The 17439-nt window shown below is 43.3% G+C and carries 18 protein-coding genes; 8 read left to right on the top strand and 10 right to left on the bottom strand.

The window, feature by feature from the left end; genetic code table 11:
* Nucleotides 1-315: 315 nt before the first annotated feature.
* From Q7J27_05940 to recG, 5 genes are all read right to left on the bottom strand, one after another.
* Nucleotides 316-2037: a bifunctional aspartate transaminase/aspartate 4-decarboxylase gene (locus Q7J27_05940; GenBank protein MDO9528684.1), complete on the bottom strand. Its 1722-nt coding sequence runs from the start codon at nt 2035-2037 to the stop codon at nt 316-318.
* Between the two features lie 131 nt (nt 2038-2168).
* Nucleotides 2169-2864, bottom strand: a complete 696-nt coding sequence (queC, locus tag Q7J27_05935; protein ID MDO9528683.1) for a 7-cyano-7-deazaguanine synthase QueC — start codon at nt 2862-2864, stop codon at nt 2169-2171.
* Nucleotides 2865-2878: 14 nt separating this feature from the next.
* The gene (locus tag Q7J27_05930) at nt 2879-3526 is read right to left on the bottom strand and encodes a radical SAM protein (GenBank protein ID MDO9528682.1); all 648 of its coding nucleotides are present in this window, start codon (nt 3524-3526) and stop codon (nt 2879-2881) included.
* Nucleotides 3527-3907: a 6-carboxytetrahydropterin synthase QueD gene (gene queD, locus Q7J27_05925; protein ID MDO9528681.1), complete on the bottom strand. Its 381-nt coding sequence runs from the start codon at nt 3905-3907 to the stop codon at nt 3527-3529.
* 14 nt (nt 3908-3921) lie between these two features.
* Complete coding sequence (gene recG, locus Q7J27_05920) at nt 3922-6402, bottom strand: ATP-dependent DNA helicase RecG (GenBank protein ID MDO9528680.1); 2481 nt, start codon at nt 6400-6402, stop codon at nt 3922-3924.
* A 158-nt stretch (nt 6403-6560) separates the two neighbouring features.
* On the opposite strand from recG, the gene purM reads away from it, so the two are divergent.
* The 6 genes from purM (at nt 6561) to rpmB (ending at nt 12156) form a co-directional block, all read left to right on the top strand.
* On the top strand, nt 6561-7604 hold the full coding sequence (gene purM / locus Q7J27_05915; GenBank protein MDO9528679.1) for a phosphoribosylformylglycinamidine cyclo-ligase: 1044 nt from the start codon (nt 6561-6563) through the stop codon (nt 7602-7604).
* Nucleotides 7605-7634: 30 nt separating this feature from the next.
* Nucleotides 7635-8300 carry a phosphoribosylglycinamide formyltransferase gene (gene purN, locus Q7J27_05910; protein ID MDO9528678.1) on the top strand — a complete coding sequence of 222 codons (666 nt, stop codon included), beginning with the start codon at nt 7635-7637 and terminating at the stop codon, nt 8298-8300.
* Nucleotides 8301-8644: 344 nt separating this feature from the next.
* Nucleotides 8645-9115, top strand: a complete 471-nt coding sequence (locus tag Q7J27_05905) for a DUF523 domain-containing protein (protein ID MDO9528677.1) — start codon at nt 8645-8647, stop codon at nt 9113-9115.
* The gene (locus tag Q7J27_05900) at nt 9078-10538 is read left to right on the top strand and encodes a hypothetical protein (protein MDO9528676.1); all 1461 of its coding nucleotides are present in this window, start codon (nt 9078-9080) and stop codon (nt 10536-10538) included. The genes Q7J27_05905 and Q7J27_05900 overlap by 38 nt, the downstream gene beginning before the upstream one ends.
* Nucleotides 10535-11848, top strand: a complete 1314-nt coding sequence (locus Q7J27_05895) for an ATP-dependent 6-phosphofructokinase (protein MDO9528675.1) — start codon at nt 10535-10537, stop codon at nt 11846-11848. The genes Q7J27_05900 and Q7J27_05895 overlap by 4 nt, the downstream gene beginning before the upstream one ends.
* A 110-nt stretch (nt 11849-11958) precedes the next feature.
* Entirely contained in the window at nt 11959-12156 is a 198-nt protein-coding gene (gene rpmB / locus Q7J27_05890) for a 50S ribosomal protein L28 (protein ID MDO9528674.1), read from the top strand.
* Here rpmB and Q7J27_05885 read toward each other — a convergent pair.
* From Q7J27_05885 to Q7J27_05875, 3 genes are all read right to left on the bottom strand, one after another.
* Nucleotides 12151-12936 carry a hypothetical protein gene (locus tag Q7J27_05885; GenBank protein ID MDO9528673.1) on the bottom strand — a complete coding sequence of 262 codons (786 nt, stop codon included), beginning with the start codon at nt 12934-12936 and terminating at the stop codon, nt 12151-12153. The two genes, rpmB and Q7J27_05885, sit on opposite strands and share 6 nt — an antisense overlap.
* Before the next feature lie 266 nt (nt 12937-13202).
* Nucleotides 13203-13649, bottom strand: a complete 447-nt coding sequence (locus Q7J27_05880; protein ID MDO9528672.1) for a hypothetical protein — start codon at nt 13647-13649, stop codon at nt 13203-13205.
* Complete coding sequence (locus tag Q7J27_05875) at nt 13646-13879, bottom strand: DUF4911 domain-containing protein (protein MDO9528671.1); 234 nt, start codon at nt 13877-13879, stop codon at nt 13646-13648. The genes Q7J27_05880 and Q7J27_05875 overlap by 4 nt, the downstream gene beginning before the upstream one ends.
* Before the next feature lie 238 nt (nt 13880-14117).
* Between Q7J27_05875 and recJ the strand changes: the two genes are divergently transcribed.
* On the top strand, nt 14118-15845 hold the full coding sequence (gene recJ, locus Q7J27_05870) for a single-stranded-DNA-specific exonuclease RecJ (protein MDO9528670.1): 1728 nt from the start codon (nt 14118-14120) through the stop codon (nt 15843-15845).
* Between the two features lie 13 nt (nt 15846-15858).
* Here the strand turns inward: recJ and Q7J27_05865 are convergent, their stop codons facing one another.
* On the bottom strand, nt 15859-16086 hold the full coding sequence (locus Q7J27_05865) for a universal stress protein (protein MDO9528669.1): 228 nt from the start codon (nt 16084-16086) through the stop codon (nt 15859-15861).
* Nucleotides 16067-16297, bottom strand: a complete 231-nt coding sequence (locus Q7J27_05860) for a universal stress protein (protein MDO9528668.1) — start codon at nt 16295-16297, stop codon at nt 16067-16069. The genes Q7J27_05865 and Q7J27_05860 overlap by 20 nt, the downstream gene beginning before the upstream one ends.
* Nucleotides 16298-16698: 401 nt before the next feature.
* Here Q7J27_05860 and Q7J27_05855 point away from each other — a divergent pair, with 401 nt between their 5' ends.
* A complete protein-coding gene (locus tag Q7J27_05855) occupies nt 16699-17313 on the top strand; it encodes a biotin/lipoyl-binding protein (protein MDO9528667.1) in 615 nt (204 codons plus the stop codon).
* Nucleotides 17314-17439 lie beyond the last annotated feature (126 nt).

Raw genomic sequence — 17439 nt, 5'->3', positions numbered from 1 at the left:
TTAGAGTCTTTATTCACAACAACTGCGTTTTTTGCGCAGATGTTGGTACCAGTTCAAACAGCAAGATTTAGTTAAGAGTGTAAAGTGAACTAAAGTGAGCTAAAGTGCCTAAAGTTAAAAAATGCGCTTTCAGCGCAGCCTGTTTCGAATTTGACCGCACCGAAGGCGTGTACATTAACTTTAGCTCACTTTAGACACTTCAAACTTTAGGCACTTTTGGGGTTGCTGCCTTGTCGTAAATCTGCTATTTTATGGGTCAATAAGGCATTTACTTAATGTTGTACGTTAAGTAAAAGAGTCCTCAGTTTAGCCCCGCTATTTTGAGCTCTTCTCTTTCCAGCTCTGAAAAAAGTCATCCATTACTTCGCGGATATTCTTTCCGATTGATGTGTAGTCATCGTCATAGAGGTTGGCGATTGACACGCAAATAGACCATTTTGGTCCTGCAAAGCCCTCCCCGGGAAGCAGTACTGTAAATTTCTTGTCGGCTAATCTCATCAGTACATCAAGTGGAGAAAAGTTTTTCATCATGTAGTCCGCGAAATCCTTGCCGTGGAGCGAGGAGGCCAGACGCCCGATATCAATCAGGGCATAATAGTGAGTCTTGTCGGGTCCGCCGGGAATTTTGAGGTTTAACTGGCCGTACAGATTTGTGATGCGCTTTTTCAGAATGGCCTGGATTGACTTCTTGTATGCGTGTTCTTTGTCAAGAAGTTCAAAGAATGAGAACAAAACCATGATGCACTGCTGTGGGGTCGACAGCCCGCCTGTGTGCGCCAGCGCAACGTCCCGGCTGTCCATTACGATACGGTCGATGAACTTGATTTTTTCCGGTTCTGTGGAATCTATGCCGTACCGGACGTTTAGCTGTTTTTTGTATCTTTCCGGGAGTTTTGCGATCATCCGGTCAATTATGTTATTCTCATGCAGCATGATGACGCCGAGCCGCCAGCCGGTAACTCCGAAGTATTTGGAGTATGAATAAACTCCTATGGTGTTTTCGGGCATTTTCCCTAAAATATCATGAAATTCATCGACGAATGGGGCGTAGGCGGTATCCGTTAAAACTATCAGGTTTTTCCGGCTGGTTTTGATAATTTCTGCGAGCCTGCTGACGCTTTCGGCCCGCATGCTTGCCGATCCCGGATTCATGGGATTGACCATAAAGAGCGCTTTTATTTTTGTGTCCTTCAGTTTGTCCATCTCGGAAGCCGGTACCTGCCAGCCCATATCTTCGCTGCCCTCTACATAAACGGGCACCAGTTGAAAATCATTCAGGAGCGGGATTTCGAGATAGGGTGAAAAAATCGGGGTGATAATGGCTATATGATCGCCGGGCTTCAGGATATGGTTTTCCTTCAATGATTGAAAGACGTAAATCATGGCCGCGGTGGCGCCCTCGGTGGCGAAAAGGTCGAAACGGCCCTCCGGTTTTTTGTCATACGTGAAATGAATCCGGGATAGATATTCAAAAACTATTTTTTCCGTATTGGACAGCATTCTCGGGGGTGAAGGATAAAAATCACCGAGGACGGCATCGGTCAGTTCGAAGGCCAGTTCATCCGGCTCCAGCTTGAGTTCTTTCTCCGCATAATCAATGGCTTTCCTGAGAAATTTCGCTGCCTTCTCCTCGGATCTTGCATCGAGGTACCTTTTTAATTTCCTTGCTATACCCTTTTTGTCCGGCCGGAAACCAAGGTTTGGCGTGGGACCTCTCATTTCTGCTCGTTCGGTGGCAAAGTTGTTGAGAAGTGAAAAGGCTTCTCTTGCCGTCGTATTCAGGAAATTCGGGTTGCCGCGTCCCGCATTCAAGACACGGCATTTTTTGCCGTCTTTCAGCTCTTTCGTACATGCATCGGTGGCAGTTTCTATGAGAATATTCTTGAATTCAAAGGGGCTTAGCGCCTCATAGGCCTTCCTTTCCTTCATGGACATCGGACGGATTTCCGCATAAAGCGAAACCGGCTGGAGGACTAAAAGCCCCAGACAGACGGCAACAATCAGTTTTACGTATGAATTAAAACCTGTCTTAACCATGATCTCATCCTCCTTTTTTTATGAGTTGTTCCGGATGCCCTTCATTAGTGTTTTTTTACACGGACAAACAAGTTTGTCCATGCCACCCTTTTTTATGGTTTGTCCGCGGCACCCTTCATTTTATTCTTTGTCTATGGTACTGGTGCTGCCGGATCTTTGAGGCCGGCTTCGTTGAATCCCTTCTTTCTGAGGATACAGCTATCGCACTGCCCGCATGTCTTCCCCTCGGGCGTCGGGTCGTAGCAGCTGTGTGTCATGCTATAGTCTACACCGAGCTCAATTCCTCTTTGAATGATTTGCGCTTTGGTCATGTGGATGACCGGTGTCCTGATCCGAATACCGATTGTGCCTTCAACGGCCGCTTTTGTTGCAAGATTTGCCATTCGTTCAAAGGCCTCGACGTATTCCGGGCGGCAATCGGGATACCCGCTGTAATCGACGGCATTGAACCCTGTGAAAATGTCCGATGCGCCGAGCACCTCTGCCCAGGCAAGCGCATATGATAAGAATATCGTGTTCCGTGCGGGTACATACGTAACGGGGATTTCCTGGTGCATCTCCTCTTCTTCCCTGTTCTTCGGAACATCTATTTTATCATCGGTAAGCGCTGAGCCTCCTATCGTTCTCAGGTCAATATCAATAACAAGGTGTTCTCTGGCCCCGAAGACCTTTGCTATCTTCCCGGCTGCAGCAAGCTCTACTGAGTGGCGCTGCCCATAGCGGAAACTCAGGCTGTAGATATCGTAGCCCTCTGATTTTGCAATAGCCATAACTGTTGTGGAATCGAGCCCGCCACTTGAAAGAATCACGGCTTTTTCCCTGCTCATACGATTATCTCCGGTTATACTCCTCGCTGTTCGGGACCCCATATAAATTTATGAAGTTGCACGTGGAGTCTTACATTCAGGTTATCCTCCAGGATCCACTGTGCCAGAGTCCTGGGGTGCATCTGACCGAACACATTTGAAAAGTGAATTGTGTTTTTGACGGGAGAATCGAGATTGATGGTGTCGAGAATGTTTTTCGCATATTCATAGTCTGTCCTGTCCCCGATGACAAACTTTATCTCATCTTTTTCTCTTAACCGTTTCAGGTTTTCCGGGTCGCTCCTCTTCTCCTCACCGCTCGAAGGGCATTTGATATCGATGATTCTTATACAGCGCCCGTCAATTTTACTGATGTCCCGGCTGCCGTTGGTTTCCAGTAAAACTTCAAAACCTTCTTCGAGTAATCTGTGTATGAGGTTGGGGGTTTCTTCCTGTATCAGTGGCTCCCCGCCGGTAACTTCAACGAGGCTGCACCGGTACGACGAGACCCTGCCGATGATCTCATCGATCTGCATCTCCTCTCCTTCACTGTACGCATACTGGGTGTCACAGTAGGAGCACCTGAGGTTACAGCCGGTCAGCCTGACAAAGACACACGGCCGGCCGGCATAGGACGATTCGCCCTGGATACCGTAGAAAATTTCATTGATTTTTAGAGACAATTATTCCTCCCAGTAAGAGGCGCCGGTATTTGGTGTTTCCGAGACCATTACCTTTGAAACCTCTACATTGTCCGAATTGAGCTTTTTGCCTAACTCGTAATATAAAAATCTGGCAATGTTTTCGGATGTCGGGTTAATTTCCACGAATGCCGGAAATTCGTTCAGGTGACAATGGTCAAGGCCTTGGAGCACATCCCCGACGACCTGCTTGACATCCCTGAAATCGATCCCTATCCCGATTTCATCCAGTTCCCTGCACCTGATAAAAACTTCTACGTTCCAGTTGTGGCCGTGTATTCCGGCACAATCACCCGGGTAGCCCCTGAGTGAGTGGGCGGCGGCAAATTGTGTTTTTACGTTAATTTCAAACATATCTGACATTGTTTCTCCTTTTTTCAGCCGGTTTTTGCCAGATCGAGTCTCCCTTCCCATCTTTTCAGGAGCACTTCTTTCAGGATTGAATGCCCGGGCTTTTCCAGGAAGGGATCATCTTCGACCACCGAAAATGCCTCTCTTCTTGCCTCGTTCAATATTCTTCCGTCACGTAGTATATTGGCTACCCTGAAGTCAGGAAGTCCCGATTGCCTTGTCCCCATAAATTCGCCGGGCCCCCGTATGGCAAGGTCCTCTTCCGCTATCCTGAAGCCGTCGTTTGTCTCTTCCATAATACGGAGCCTTTTCCTTGCCGTATCGGACCTGGCGTAACCGGCAAGCAGAATACAGTACGAAGGAATGTCGCTCCGCCCTACCCTGCCCCTCAGCTGGTGGAGCTGAGACAGGCCGAATCGTTCCGCATGTTCTACAACCATAAGAGATGCCTGGGGGATATCTATGCCTACTTCTATCACCGTGGTGGAGACAAGGATATCAATTGTTCCCTCTGAAAAATCGGTCATTATTTCGTCCTTTTCGGTCCCCTTCATCCTTCCATGTATCAGTCCTACCCGGTACTCCGGAAATATCTCTTTTTGAAGATGTTCGGCCATACGGGTCGCATCTTTCAGATCAAGAGTTTCCGATTCTTCAACCAGGGGATAGACTACAAAGGTCTGATTTCCCTTTTTCAGTTCCTTGTCTATTGTTTCGTAGACCTTGTCGCGGGATTTTTCATAGAATACCTTTGTACGAATCGGTTTTTTGCCCGGCGGCATTTCGTCTATGACGGAAATATCGAGGTCACCGTAAACCGTCATTGCAAGGCTTCTTGGAATGGGGGTAGCCGTCATCACCAGGACATCCGGATTTATCCCCTTTCCACGAAGTGTTGCCCTCTGAACTACCCCGAAACGATGCTGTTCGTCTATTACAACAAATCCGAGCTTTTTAAACTCAACGCCTTCCTGAATTAACGCATGAGTGCCTATGATAATATCCACATCGCCTGATTCGATCTTTTTACAGACATCTCTTCGTTCTGCCGTTTTTTTGCTTCCGGTAAGTATAGCGACTTTGAGGCCGAGGAGGCCGGCCCACCCTTTTATATTGGAATAGTGCTGTTCGGCTAATATCTCTGTGGGGGCCATGATAGCTGCCTGATAGCCGTTTTCGCATGCGCAGATCATTGCCGCCATTGAAACGGCGGTCTTTCCACAGCCAACATCACCCTGGAGCAGTCTGTGCATTGGAAAAACACTTTTCATATCTGCCTTTATTTCTTCTATTACCCTGTTCTGTGCATCGGTCAATTCGAACGGGAGTATCTGTAAAAATTTTTCATTGAGCTTTCCGTCCGTCTTGAAGAGGATGCCTTTCTCAAGGACATATCCCTTTTTCTTGAGAGCCATTCCCAGTTCGAAAAAGAAAAATTCATCAAAGACGAGTCTCCTGTACGCTTCTGATTTCATGTTGTTGTATTGTTCTATGTCCTGATCGGACTCTGGGAAGTGAATATTCCTTATGGAATGGTTGATGTCGGCAAGGTGCTGTCTTTTACATATTTCCTCCGGGATCGGGCTCAGGATATACCGTGAATAATTCTCTACCACCCCCATCATAATCTTTCTTATATATTTTTGGTGAAGCCCTTCCGTTTCCGAATAGACAGGGACGATTCTCTTGAAATGGAGAAGGTTGTCATGATTGTCGTCCTTCTCATCCAGGATTTCAAAGTCCGGGTGAATGATATCCTTGCCGAAGAGAAAGCTCCTTATCTCTCCTGTCAATATGACCCTTGCCCCCTTTTTTAATATCTTCCTCAGATATGTGTAATTTCCTTTAAACCATTTGGCCGTAAGCCTGCCACTTCCGTCGTCAACGGTTACTTCGAATACCTTGTTTTTTCTGTATTGCTGTATCTGCGCTTCTTTAACCTCTCCGATTACCATTTCGACGTTCCCGATTTGTGTTGAAGATATCATTTTTACCAAGCGCCTGTCTTCGTATCTCCTCGGCAGAAAGTAGAGTATATCCTCAACGGTTTTTATGCCCTTTTTGCCCAGGAGGCGGGCGACTTTCGGCCCTACCCCTTTGACATACTGCACGGAAAGGGAAAGCTTTTCAAAACTTGTATTCAGCTCTTCTTGCATGGGAGATGACTTATCTAAACTCTTCACCTGATGGGATTGAGAAAGGTCTGGATAAAGATTTTTTAACTCTTTTACAAGACGGGACGCCCCTCCGACCCTTCCTCTTTTTTCATCAACGGAAAGGGTTTCAAATCCTGCAAATGTCTCCTGAAGCCCGGACAGAATATTCGAGTATGCTTCTTTTGCAGTACCGTGTTGCGCTGATAATGGGCTTATGGCTTTCAACTTTTTGAGAAGACCTGTCATGGTTAACTCAAGATTTTTGATGAGTGACAGATTCTTATATGAATCCCTTGATGAAAATATTAAGGGAGACTCGATTTTCTCTATTATTTCTTTGAGATTTTCCATCCGGTACTCCAATAAATAGAGTGATTTCAAATAGAAAGCATGACATACTGTTAACAGATATTTCCGGGCATAGCAAGGAAAGATTTGACTTTAAGGGTGAATTACGTTAAGAAAACAGGACAGCACTCTGGATATCGAGAATTAGAAATGGAGATGTTATGAAGAAAAAAGTTTCATACAAAGATGCGGGTGTAGATATTAACAAGGCCAATCTGTTTGTCAAAAAGATACAGCCCATCATAAAAGGAACATCACGAAAGGAAGTAATGAGTGGGATAGGTAATTTCGGAGGATTGTTCCACCTTGATATGGGAAAATTTAAAGATCCTATCCTCGTTTCTTCTACCGATGGGGTCGGCACGAAACTGAAAATTGCACAGATGATGGATAAGCATGATACCGTGGGGATAGATCTTGTTGCTATGTCCGTCAATGATATTTTATCTCAGGGAGCTGAACCACTTTTCTTTCTCGATTATATTGCTACAGGGAAGATTGATGTTAAAAAAAGCGTAAAGATCGTGGAAGGTATAGCAAAAGGGTGCATTGAGGCGGGTTGTGCGCTTATCGGTGGTGAAACCGCTGAAATGCCTGAATTTTATAAGGATGACGACTATGACCTTGCCGGTTTTTGCGTGGGTATCGTTGATGCCAGCGAGCTGATTGACGGTTCAGAAATCAAGGTTGGGGATAGAATAATAGGCATTGCCTCCAACGGTATCCACAGCAACGGGTTCTCCCTTGTTAGAAAGGTTTTGTTTGAACAGAAAAAACTCAAAATAAAGGATAAGATTGAAGGGCTTGGCCACTCGATCGGTACGGAACTCCTCCGACCCACAAAAATCTATGTAAAACCCATATTAAATTTAATGAAAACCTTTAAGATAAAGGGGGTAGCACATATTACAGGCGGAGGATTCATAGAGAATATACCGAGAATTCTGCCCAGTAGATGCCGGGCTATTATAAAGAAGGATAGCTGGGACATACCACCTATTTTTGATATTATTCAGAAAATGGGGAATATAGATAAAAAAGAGATGTTAAGAGTATTTAACATGGGCATAGGAATGATGATTGTTGTAACGGAGAAGGATTTTGAGGAGGTACTGGAAAGACTTGGAGGACTTGGCGAACGCGCTTATGCAATAGGTACAATTGACAATAGAAACAAGAATGAAAAACACGTATCTTTCTTGTAATCGGCAGGGCATGGGGGGGAACAGCGAGAAATGAAAAAGAGATTAAACATAGGTATTCTGGTATCTGGCAGCGGTACAAATCTTCAATCTATTATAGACAATAGTGAAAAAGGCCTTCTCGATGCGGATATCAAGGTGGTTATAAGCAACAACCCAGATGCATACGCCCTGGAAAGGTCAAAAAAACATCACATTCCAGTAGTGGTTATCGAGCAAAGCAATTTCAAAAGCAGAGAAGATTTTGACCGAAAAATGATTGAAGTATTCAACTCATATTCGGTAGAACTTGTGGTGATGGCGGGGTTTATGAGAGTGCTTTCCCCCGTATTTTTAGAGGCATTTCCGATGAAAGTCATAAATATCCATCCTGCTATCCTTCCTTCTTTTCCGGGTCTTCACGGTCAGCAGCAGGCCTTCGAATATGGAGTAAAGTTTTCAGGATGTTCGGTTCATTTTGCCGATGAGGGAGTGGATACCGGACCCATTATTATTCAGTCCGTGGTTCCTGTGTATGACGATGATACCGAGGAAAGCCTTTCTCAAAGGATATTGAAGGAAGAGCACAAGATATTTTCCCAGGCGATACAACTCTATGCCGAAGGGAAGCTTGAAGTTATCGGCCGAAAAGTCCGGGTGAAAAACCACAAACAGATCGATGATTCACCTCTACATAACCCACCTCTGACAATGTTTTAAAATGAGGCACAAAGGCACGAGATCTTTGCATAATGCCACATTGTCATTGCGAACAAAGTGAAGCAATCGCACAAGATGTTGATAATTCATAAGATTGCCACGTCGCTTCGCTCCTCGCAATGACCAAAATTACAGTTCCACAAAGCTCTCGGCACATAGTTACAAAGGCACAAAGTAATATTCTTCTTCTTTTTTCTTTGTGTCTCTATCACACATGACCGGTGCGGTGGCATATAAAATGCCACCCTACAAAATTGTAGGGTCGGGTTTTATACCCGACCGGATGTTTTGCCTAAAGGTGAGGGTTTTCTCCTATTCCACTTCCACGAATGGGACAATAAAAAATGATAATTATTAGTGCCTGCCTCTTAGGGGTGAAATGCAGATATGACGGTAGAAGTACCCCCGATAAAAAATTGCAATCAATGATATCTGAGTTTACATTCATTCCCATGTGTCCCGAGCAGCTTGGAGGATTGCCCACACCCCGTGTTTCTGCCCGGATAGTTGATGGAAATGGCGAAGATGTTCTCAATGGCCTTGCAAAGGTGATTGATTCAAACAACAGGGATGTAACCGAACAGTTTTTAAAGGGGGCGGAGGAAGTAAGGGAAATTGCAAAATTGATGAGGGTCAGTGCCGCGATAATGAAGGAGAAGAGCCCCTCATGCGGTGTCCGCTTTATACGCAAAAGTGACTCTACTATGGAAGGAATGGGGGTAACATCCGCGATTCTTATGCGTGAAGGGATTCACGTTATATCATCTGATGAGATAAGTGAGGAATATGTACGATACTGTAGTTATAGGAAGTGATCTGAGTTCCTTGGTGGCGGCACTGCTTTCTTCACGTTACGGAAAGAAGACTATCCTTTTGTCTGAAGGGGATATCCCGTATTTTTATTCAGAGTCAGATTACACTTTCAATATTGACCCCCTTCCATGGAGCGGCTTTGGTCCAAAGCAGGTATTCCTTCAATTGTTTTCTGAACTGGGAATGCCGTTTATTGATAAATCTACCATTCTTCAGTTGAATCCGGCTCTTCAGATAATACTTCCGGAGCACAGAATTGACCTGTACAGGGAAAAGGCTTCCTTTCTCGGTGAGATGGAAAGAGAATTTTCAGGAGATGTAGAAAAGATAAGCGACCTTTATACGGTTGTTTCGAAAAACAGTGAATTGATAGGCAGGCTTCTCAGGAATAATCCTCACATACGCCCAAGAACGGTTAAGGAATTTTTTAAATTTCTTGGAAATATTCCAACATTAATCAGTAACAGACTGATCCTTACAAGAAATTTCAAGAAATTTGAGGGTACTCCGTCTTTAAAAAGAATTTTTGAATCAGAACTTTTGCTCTTTTCCAATCTATATACAGACAGTGTAAAATCTCTTTCGGCCGCGTATAGTCTTTCTCTGCCATTGGACGGGTTGTTCTATCATCTCGGTGGTAAACACATTTTAATAAATGCACTCAGAGAAAAATTTATTTCCTATGGCGGTGATTTCGTAGGAACTGATTCCATTATGAGGCTGAATGTGAAAGGTAAAATCGAGATTGATATCGACACCGGGGATAAATTATCCACTATAAAGGGGAGAAATCTTATTGTAAGTTCAAAATGGGAAAAAATCAAACCGATGCTTCTTAATGACAAAAAGTTTTCAAGGCTGGCAAGGAAGCTTGAGTCAGTTAAGCCGGTTTATCATCCATTTACGTTACATATGGGAGTTTTGGATAAAGGAATTCCCGAAAAGATGGCAGAATATGTAATCATTGTCGGAGATGAAAAAAGGCCGGTAATGGATGGCAATCTTGTATTCCTGGAGGTTAGTTCGCCCGGAGACACAGGACATGCCCCTAATGGAAAGAGAGCGATCAGCGCTACCGCTTTTTTAAAGGAGTCTCCATTGAGTTTGAATAATGATGAATTGAAAGAGGTTTCTGAAGGTATTCTGGAAAATCTTGAAGGGTTTCTACCTTTTTTGAGAGAAAATCTTGATTTTATAAATGTCGAGAAATCAATAGAGATATCAAGGAAATATCAGGAAGTCGTTAATCGGAAGTATAAAGTGAATGGGAACCCGCTCCTCGGCATTTCTATTCTGCCAAGCAAGACTCCCGTTAAAAATGTATTCATTACCGGAGGGATGTTACTGGCAGGACTCGGATTTGAGGGTGAGGTTATCTCAGGGATGAATGCCGCATCCCAGGTAGTTGGAGGGACTCTGAAATGAGCAAAAATATATATGATTTTGAAATCCACAACCTTGGGGAGAACAGTATCCCCTTCCTTGTTTCTGTCAGTCATTTTACGTCGGATGATGAACGTATTATGTTTGACATTTGTCTTAGTAAGTATAATGAGGACATAAAAACCGGTAGTCCACCCCTTTCCCTTGAGGTGGCCGGTCCGAGAAAGATGATCTATTTCGACCCATCAAAGGTGAAGGCAGGAATTGTTACCTGCGGTGGGCTATGTCCCGGAATAAATGACGTCATCAGGGCATTGGTGATGGAACTCTACTACAGATATGGTGTTTCTAATATAACGGGAATAAGATACGGGTTTCAGGGTTTGATTCCCGGGTTTGGACATGATGTTATGGAACTTAATCCGGAAGTTGTTAAGGATATACACTCGGAAGGAGGAAGTATCCTCGCTTCGTCACGCGGGGGACAGAATATCGGTGAGATGGTTGATGCACTGGTGCGCATGAATATCAGCCTTTTTTTCTGCATAGGTGGCGATGGAACAATGAAAGCGGCCGAATTAATAACAGAGGAAATAACGAAGAGAAACCTGAAAATAAGTGTGATCAGTATCCCGAAAACCATAGATAACGATTTGCCTTTTATCAGTAAAAGTTTTGGATTTGACACGGCAATTTCAGAAGCGGCCAAAGCCATCAAGTGCGCTCATGTCGAGGCAAAAGGCGCACCGATGGGAATCGGCCTGGTTAAGCTTATGGGAAGGTACTCCGGACATATTGCCGCAATCGCCGCTCTGGCAGAAAGTGATGCAAACTTTGTCTTAATTCCGGAGGTTCCTTTTGACTTAGAAGGAGAAAAGGGATTTCTGAAAGTGCTTGAAAGGCGTCTGAAAGACAGGAGGCACGTGGTAATCCTCGTTGCTGAAGGCGCGGGCCAAAATTTATGCCACAAAGAAGGCGATACTGTTGAAACTGACGCATCGGGTAATATCAAATTATATGATATAGGCATCTTTTTAAAGCATAAAATAGAGGAACATTTCGAGAAGGCAGGAATTGATATTAATTTAAAGTATATGGACCCAAGCTATATGATCCGTAGCGTTCCTGCTAATGCAAGTGACAGCCATTACTGTGGGGTTCTGGCGCGATATGCCGTTCATGCTGGTATGGCTGGAAAAACAGGAATGTTGATTGGACAGTGGAACAATGCCTTCGTTCACTTTCCCTTGAAGACAGTAACATCGGAGCGGAAGCTGGTCGATCCGGAAGGCAGCAACTGGATGCAGGTGCTCGAATCCACGGGTCAGCCCCCCTCAATGAAAAATAACTGAAAAAAAAGGCTTGCAAAAAGTGTATTAATGATTTAGAAAGCAACTTCTCGATTTTACTGAGGGCTTTGCAGAACTCGTTTTTAAAGCTCTCTTCTGGAGGAATACTTATTATGGCTCGAGTTTGTAAAATATGTGGAAAAGGACCTATGGTCGGCAATAACGTAAGTCATGCTAATAATAAAACAAAGAAGGTATGGTATCCAAATCTTCAAAAGATGCGTGTCGTAAATGATAAAACCGGGGCGGTGAAAAAGATGAAGGTATGTACAAGATGCCTTCGTTCCGGTTTTGTGACAAAGGCGCTATAGCAGATATCTAAACTCGGAATTATTAATTGCAGTTAGAGTTACATCTAAAAAATCCTCGCAATCATCAACTAAATCCATTCCTTGATTAAACAGCTCTCTTATGCCGTTTCGGGCTTTATCGTTATAGGAACCATAACAGTAATTATCAATAAACAGGGATACCCTCCCCTCGAGACTCATCAAACTGTCGACCTTTGACCTTGTATATACGGCAACTGCCCTTTTAATTGCTTCTTTTGTAATTTCTGATTCGATTCCAAAAAACCAGCTGAGAGTTTTGACAAACTCGCTCAGCTTGTTTTCAACAGTGTAAGTTAGTGCCCCGGCAAACAGTGCTGCGAGATCGGTCTCTTTCTTGTAAATGGCCAGGTCAAAGCACATCTCAATTATCATATGGGAAAGATAAGCAGTTTCACTAAAGCTTATCTCGTTCCCGATTTCTCTGTAAAAATCGGTAATCGGCTGGATTAAAGGCTTCCCTTTTATATAGGCGTATCCATTGGAATTTGGATTGAATTCTGTAATGGCCTCTCTGCTGATCTTCCCATGATGTGCCATATCGTCTACAAGTAAGTGAAACTGAACAAAAGCAGCCCTGTTATGCTGTTGCGGCAGTTTTGATAACCTTGGTATGCTGTGAGTCAATCCCGGTGTTATGGATTTGTGAACCGGTAGAAGATCAGGAGATACATTATAGGCAAAAATATCGTGATCATCCCTTTTTATATGGCTTGCTCCTATAAATTTCCTCAGTATCCATGTGTGGGTGAACATTAACATTTATATGAAAGTTCCTAAAGTTTTGCGAACTTGCCAAGTTTGATGTTCTCGTAAAAAGTCATAAACTGCACCATTTGTCGTCCTGAACTCGTTTCAGGATCTCACTTGTTTCAGCATCTAATTATCTCAGTAAGTTAGAGACCCTGAATGATCCTGAAACAAGTTCAGGACATGATTTTGGGTGACAAAAAAAGACTTTTTACGAGAGCATAAAGTTTAGAGTGCGCTAAATTGATACCCGGCAGCTTGCTGCAAGGAGGGGTTCATTAGTGATTTTTATCCTTCTTACTTCCCTCTTCAGGTCTTGGGTAAATGATTATTTTCTTGAGATCTGAAAGCTTTATATTAAAGGTTCCGTATTTTGTCCTTCCGTAAGCCATGCTGTCCTTTTTTAAGACAAGACTGACGGTACTCCCGTCTCTCAGTATTGTCTTTCCCGTCAGTTCACCATTTTTAAGATAAAAAATGACATTTTCTATCTTATCGAACGATACGGTATAAACTCCTTTCCCATGCGTTCCTTCAAGAATTGTCTCTCCTTCTATGCTCACTTCCGTACATAGGGCTGTAATGTCCATCTGATCAATAAATGTTGCCGTGAACTTTTTTTCAGGCTCAGGTATTTTCCCCGGGCTCTCTCCGAACATGGAACCCATCCCCATAAGAAGGGGCAGGAAAAGCAGTAGAACAATAAATTTATATAATCGCCTCATGGTGAGCTCCTTTCTTCAGTAAAATGTACTTCTTTTCTAATACTGTCAAGGATTTTGTCAACGTCTGAAACAGAATCAGGCATTATGGAAAGTTTAATAATTGCCACGTTTTTGTCGACAGTTGTTACCGTTGCAAGCCCTTCATAACTTTCGATGAGAAACTGCATGTATGATATGTCTTTGCGGTTTAACTTCAGAAATTTTTTGAAAGGGCGGGTTCTCTTTTCCATTTTTCACACATCTTTGTGACTAAGTATTCCGGATGAGTAGCATTTAACCCACTAAATATCAAGAAATAATTCTTCTCTTGACAGAAAGTCCTGCCCTGATAAGATACAAACCTGTCATTCTGAACTCGTTTCAGAATCTGCTTATAAAGAGATCCTGAACCAAGTTCAGGATGACATTAACGTTTACTTCGATAACAAAAACATCAGTACCACTCAATAGAACTGATAACGAGAGAAAATGAACGCACCAACACTGCCCACCACTCGCTGGAGATTGCCGGAATCAAATCCGGAAATAGAACATCTGTTCGTCAGGGAGCTGGGCATAAATCCTCTTATATCAAGGATATTGATAAAACGTAACATTTCAACCGTAGATGATGTAAAAAAGTATCTGTCACCTTCCCTGAATGACCTTCACAACCCATTCTACATGAAGGACATGCAAGAAGGCGTTGATAGGCTGATAAAAGCTATTTATAACCATGAGAAGGTACTGGTCTACGGTGATTATGATGCAGATGGTATTACCTCTGTGGCTCTCCTTGTGAAATTTTTAAGGAAAATTCATGATGATGTAACATATTACATTCCTCATAGAGTTGACGAAGGGTATAGTCTAAACAGAAATGCAATAGATAAGATAAAAAGTGATAATGTGACTCTGATAATCACGGTAGATTGCGGCATATCTGACTATGACGAGATATCTTATGCCGGTTCGTTAGGCATGGATGTTATTATTTTGGACCATCACGAGGTTCCCGACACAATTCCACAGGCAGCGGCCGTAATCAATCCGGCCCGCAGTGACTGTCGCTTTCCCTTTAAAGATCTTGCAGGGGTTGGTGTTGCCTTCAATTTTCTTATAGCCCTTAGGGGAAAATTGCGTGAAGACAGTTTTTGGAAGAACGGGGAATATCCAAACTTGAAAGAATATCTGGATCTTGTTGCCCTGGGAACGATTGGAGACCTCTCTCCCCTGATAGATGAAAACAGGATATTTGCCAGGATCGGGCTTGAACTGATTACTGAGGGCAAAAGGGTCGGTTTGAACGCCTTGAAGGGAGTGTCCGGTATGGAACATAGCGCCATTGATTCTAACGGGGCAGCATTTTCTCTCATACCGAGGATAAATGCGGCGGGGCGTATCGGTTCTCCGGAGGATGCCGTGCAGCTTCTGTTGACGGATGATGTAAACGAGGCGATGAAGATTGCAGGGCATCTCGATGCCTGTAATCGGGAACGGCAGAGGATAGAAAAAACAGTCCTGTCCGAAATTTTAGACATAATAGATAGAACCGTGGATCTTCAGAAAACGAGTTCCTTTGTGTTTGCCTCCGGCAAATGGCATCCGGGTGTCATCGGTATTGTTGCCTCAAGACTTGTTGACAGATATTACAAGCCTGCCATGTTGATCAGCCTCAAAAATGGAATCGGAAAGGGTTCTGGAAGGAGTATTGCCGGATTTAATATGTATCAGGGGTTGAAAAGGTGTGCTTCCTTGCTTGTCTCTTATGGTGGACATAGGTACGCCGCGGGAATTGTGATAAAAGAGGATGCAATAGAAGAATTTAACGATCGTTTTGACGAGATAATTCAGGAGGATCTGGCGGTTTCAGATTTTGTTCCCCAGATAACTATTGATGCACAATGCAGCCTGAATGAAATTGACCATCAGATGATTTCACAGCTTGACATGCTTGCCCCTTTTGGAAGAATGAACCAAGAGCCGGTACTCTGCGTTAGAAACGTAAATGTAATATCCCCGACGATTGTGGGCAACAATCATCTCAAGATGCGGATAAGTGGAGACGGGATATCATGCGATTCTATATGGTTTAATAAAGGTCACCTTATTGATATTATTTCAGGACCGTTTGATATAGCCTTTACGCCTCAGATAAATTACTGGAATGGGATGCAAAGCGTTCAGCTTAAGATGAAAGACATGGCCTTTTCATGAGCAAAGGGGTTTGTTATCTCTTTATAACAAGAACAGGCTTTTTCGCTTTTCTTATTACCCTTTCCGAAACCGATCCAAGAAGTATTTCTTTGAGATTGCTCATTCCATGAGATCCCATAACAATAACCGAAACGTTTTCTTCATTTTCTACTCTCAGTATTTCACTAAACGGAAAACCAGTTTCAATTCTTGTTTTAACCTTAAAACCTGCTTCTCTCAGATCATTTTCTATGCGACTCATTTTTTTTTCTTGCTTCGCCTTCTACTTCATTTTCAACTTCCATAAAATCTCTTATAGATCCATATTGAGCAATGACATCAATCCTGTCTTTTTTAATGACATGGAGAACGACTACCTCTTTTGTGCCGGCGTCTTTTAGGTGTTTCACGCAGCTCAAGGCTTTTTCTGCCACATCTGAAAAATCTGTTGGTAATAAAATCTTTTCGAACATTTTATTGCCCCTTAAATGGATTATGCATTTTCATGACCGGTTTTATTGTTTACTGTAAATTGATTTTGGTCAAGAAAATTTTTACCAGGAAGCCCCGTACTGTGAGCGGGGAGCTTCACTTTAAGCGAATAGCTTCATGTAATAAATTCCCAAAATAGACATTGCTCCTTCCAACACAGTAGGACAGGCGTCTCGCCTGTCCATAATGGTGAATCGCTTAGACAGCCGAGACGGCTGTCCTACCGGATGGGGAGGACAGACTTTATTTTCAATGTCTATTCTGGGGTAAATGAAATAGGTTGCTTTTTTGACTGAGGTAGTGGCAGAATGCCTCGAATTTGCCGTGGGCGGGAACACCGTTTGATAAATGCGAAAAAGCATGAGCGGAGGCTTAAAACTTCATGAGGACAATGGGTGAAACAATAAACAATAACAGGAGGAAATTTGTTGTCTTTTTCCTGTTTTTCATTATTGCGATTGCGGGAATTATCAGTATCTATATTTATATAAATTACAAGAAAACCCGTATAACAACGGATGACGCCTTTGTCACGGGCAGAATACATGTCGTTGCATCAAAAATACATGGTACGGTAAAAGCTTTACATGTTCGGGACAATCAATTCGCAAAAAAGGATCAATTACTTGTAGAGATTGATGATACAGATTACACAGTAAGGCTCATGCGGGCCAAATCCGTTCTGGATGCCGAAAACGCAAAGCTTTCCGAACTTTCAACTAAGATAGAAGTGGTGGAAAAACAGCTTTCAGAACTGCGCTTCAGCATAAAATCAGCCAGGGCAAATTTGAAACTTCGAGAGGCGCAGTTCAAGCAGGCAAAAACGGATTTAACGCGGGCCCGGAGGCTCTTCAAAAAAGAAATTATGCCGGAGGAACAATATGAAAAAGTAATGACCGGCTATGATGTAGGAGCGGCACACCTTGAGGTGGCAAAAGATCAGTTGAAGCAGGTAGAAGCATCTCTTGAAACCCACAGATCCTTTATGAATATTTAACCAGAATACCCCGTCCTGTGGACGGGGATGAATGGTTTAAGCTTGACACTAATTATGAAATCGCGGTGGCAATAGCCATGAATTCGGCGTAATGCCCCGCCTTGTAGGCGGGGATAGTCGAATTCA

Source organism: Syntrophales bacterium (genome assembly GCA_030655775.1).
Lineage (GTDB): Bacteria > Desulfobacterota > Syntrophia > Syntrophales > JADFWA01 > JAUSPI01.
This window is presented reverse-complemented; position numbering and strand designations above follow the sequence as displayed.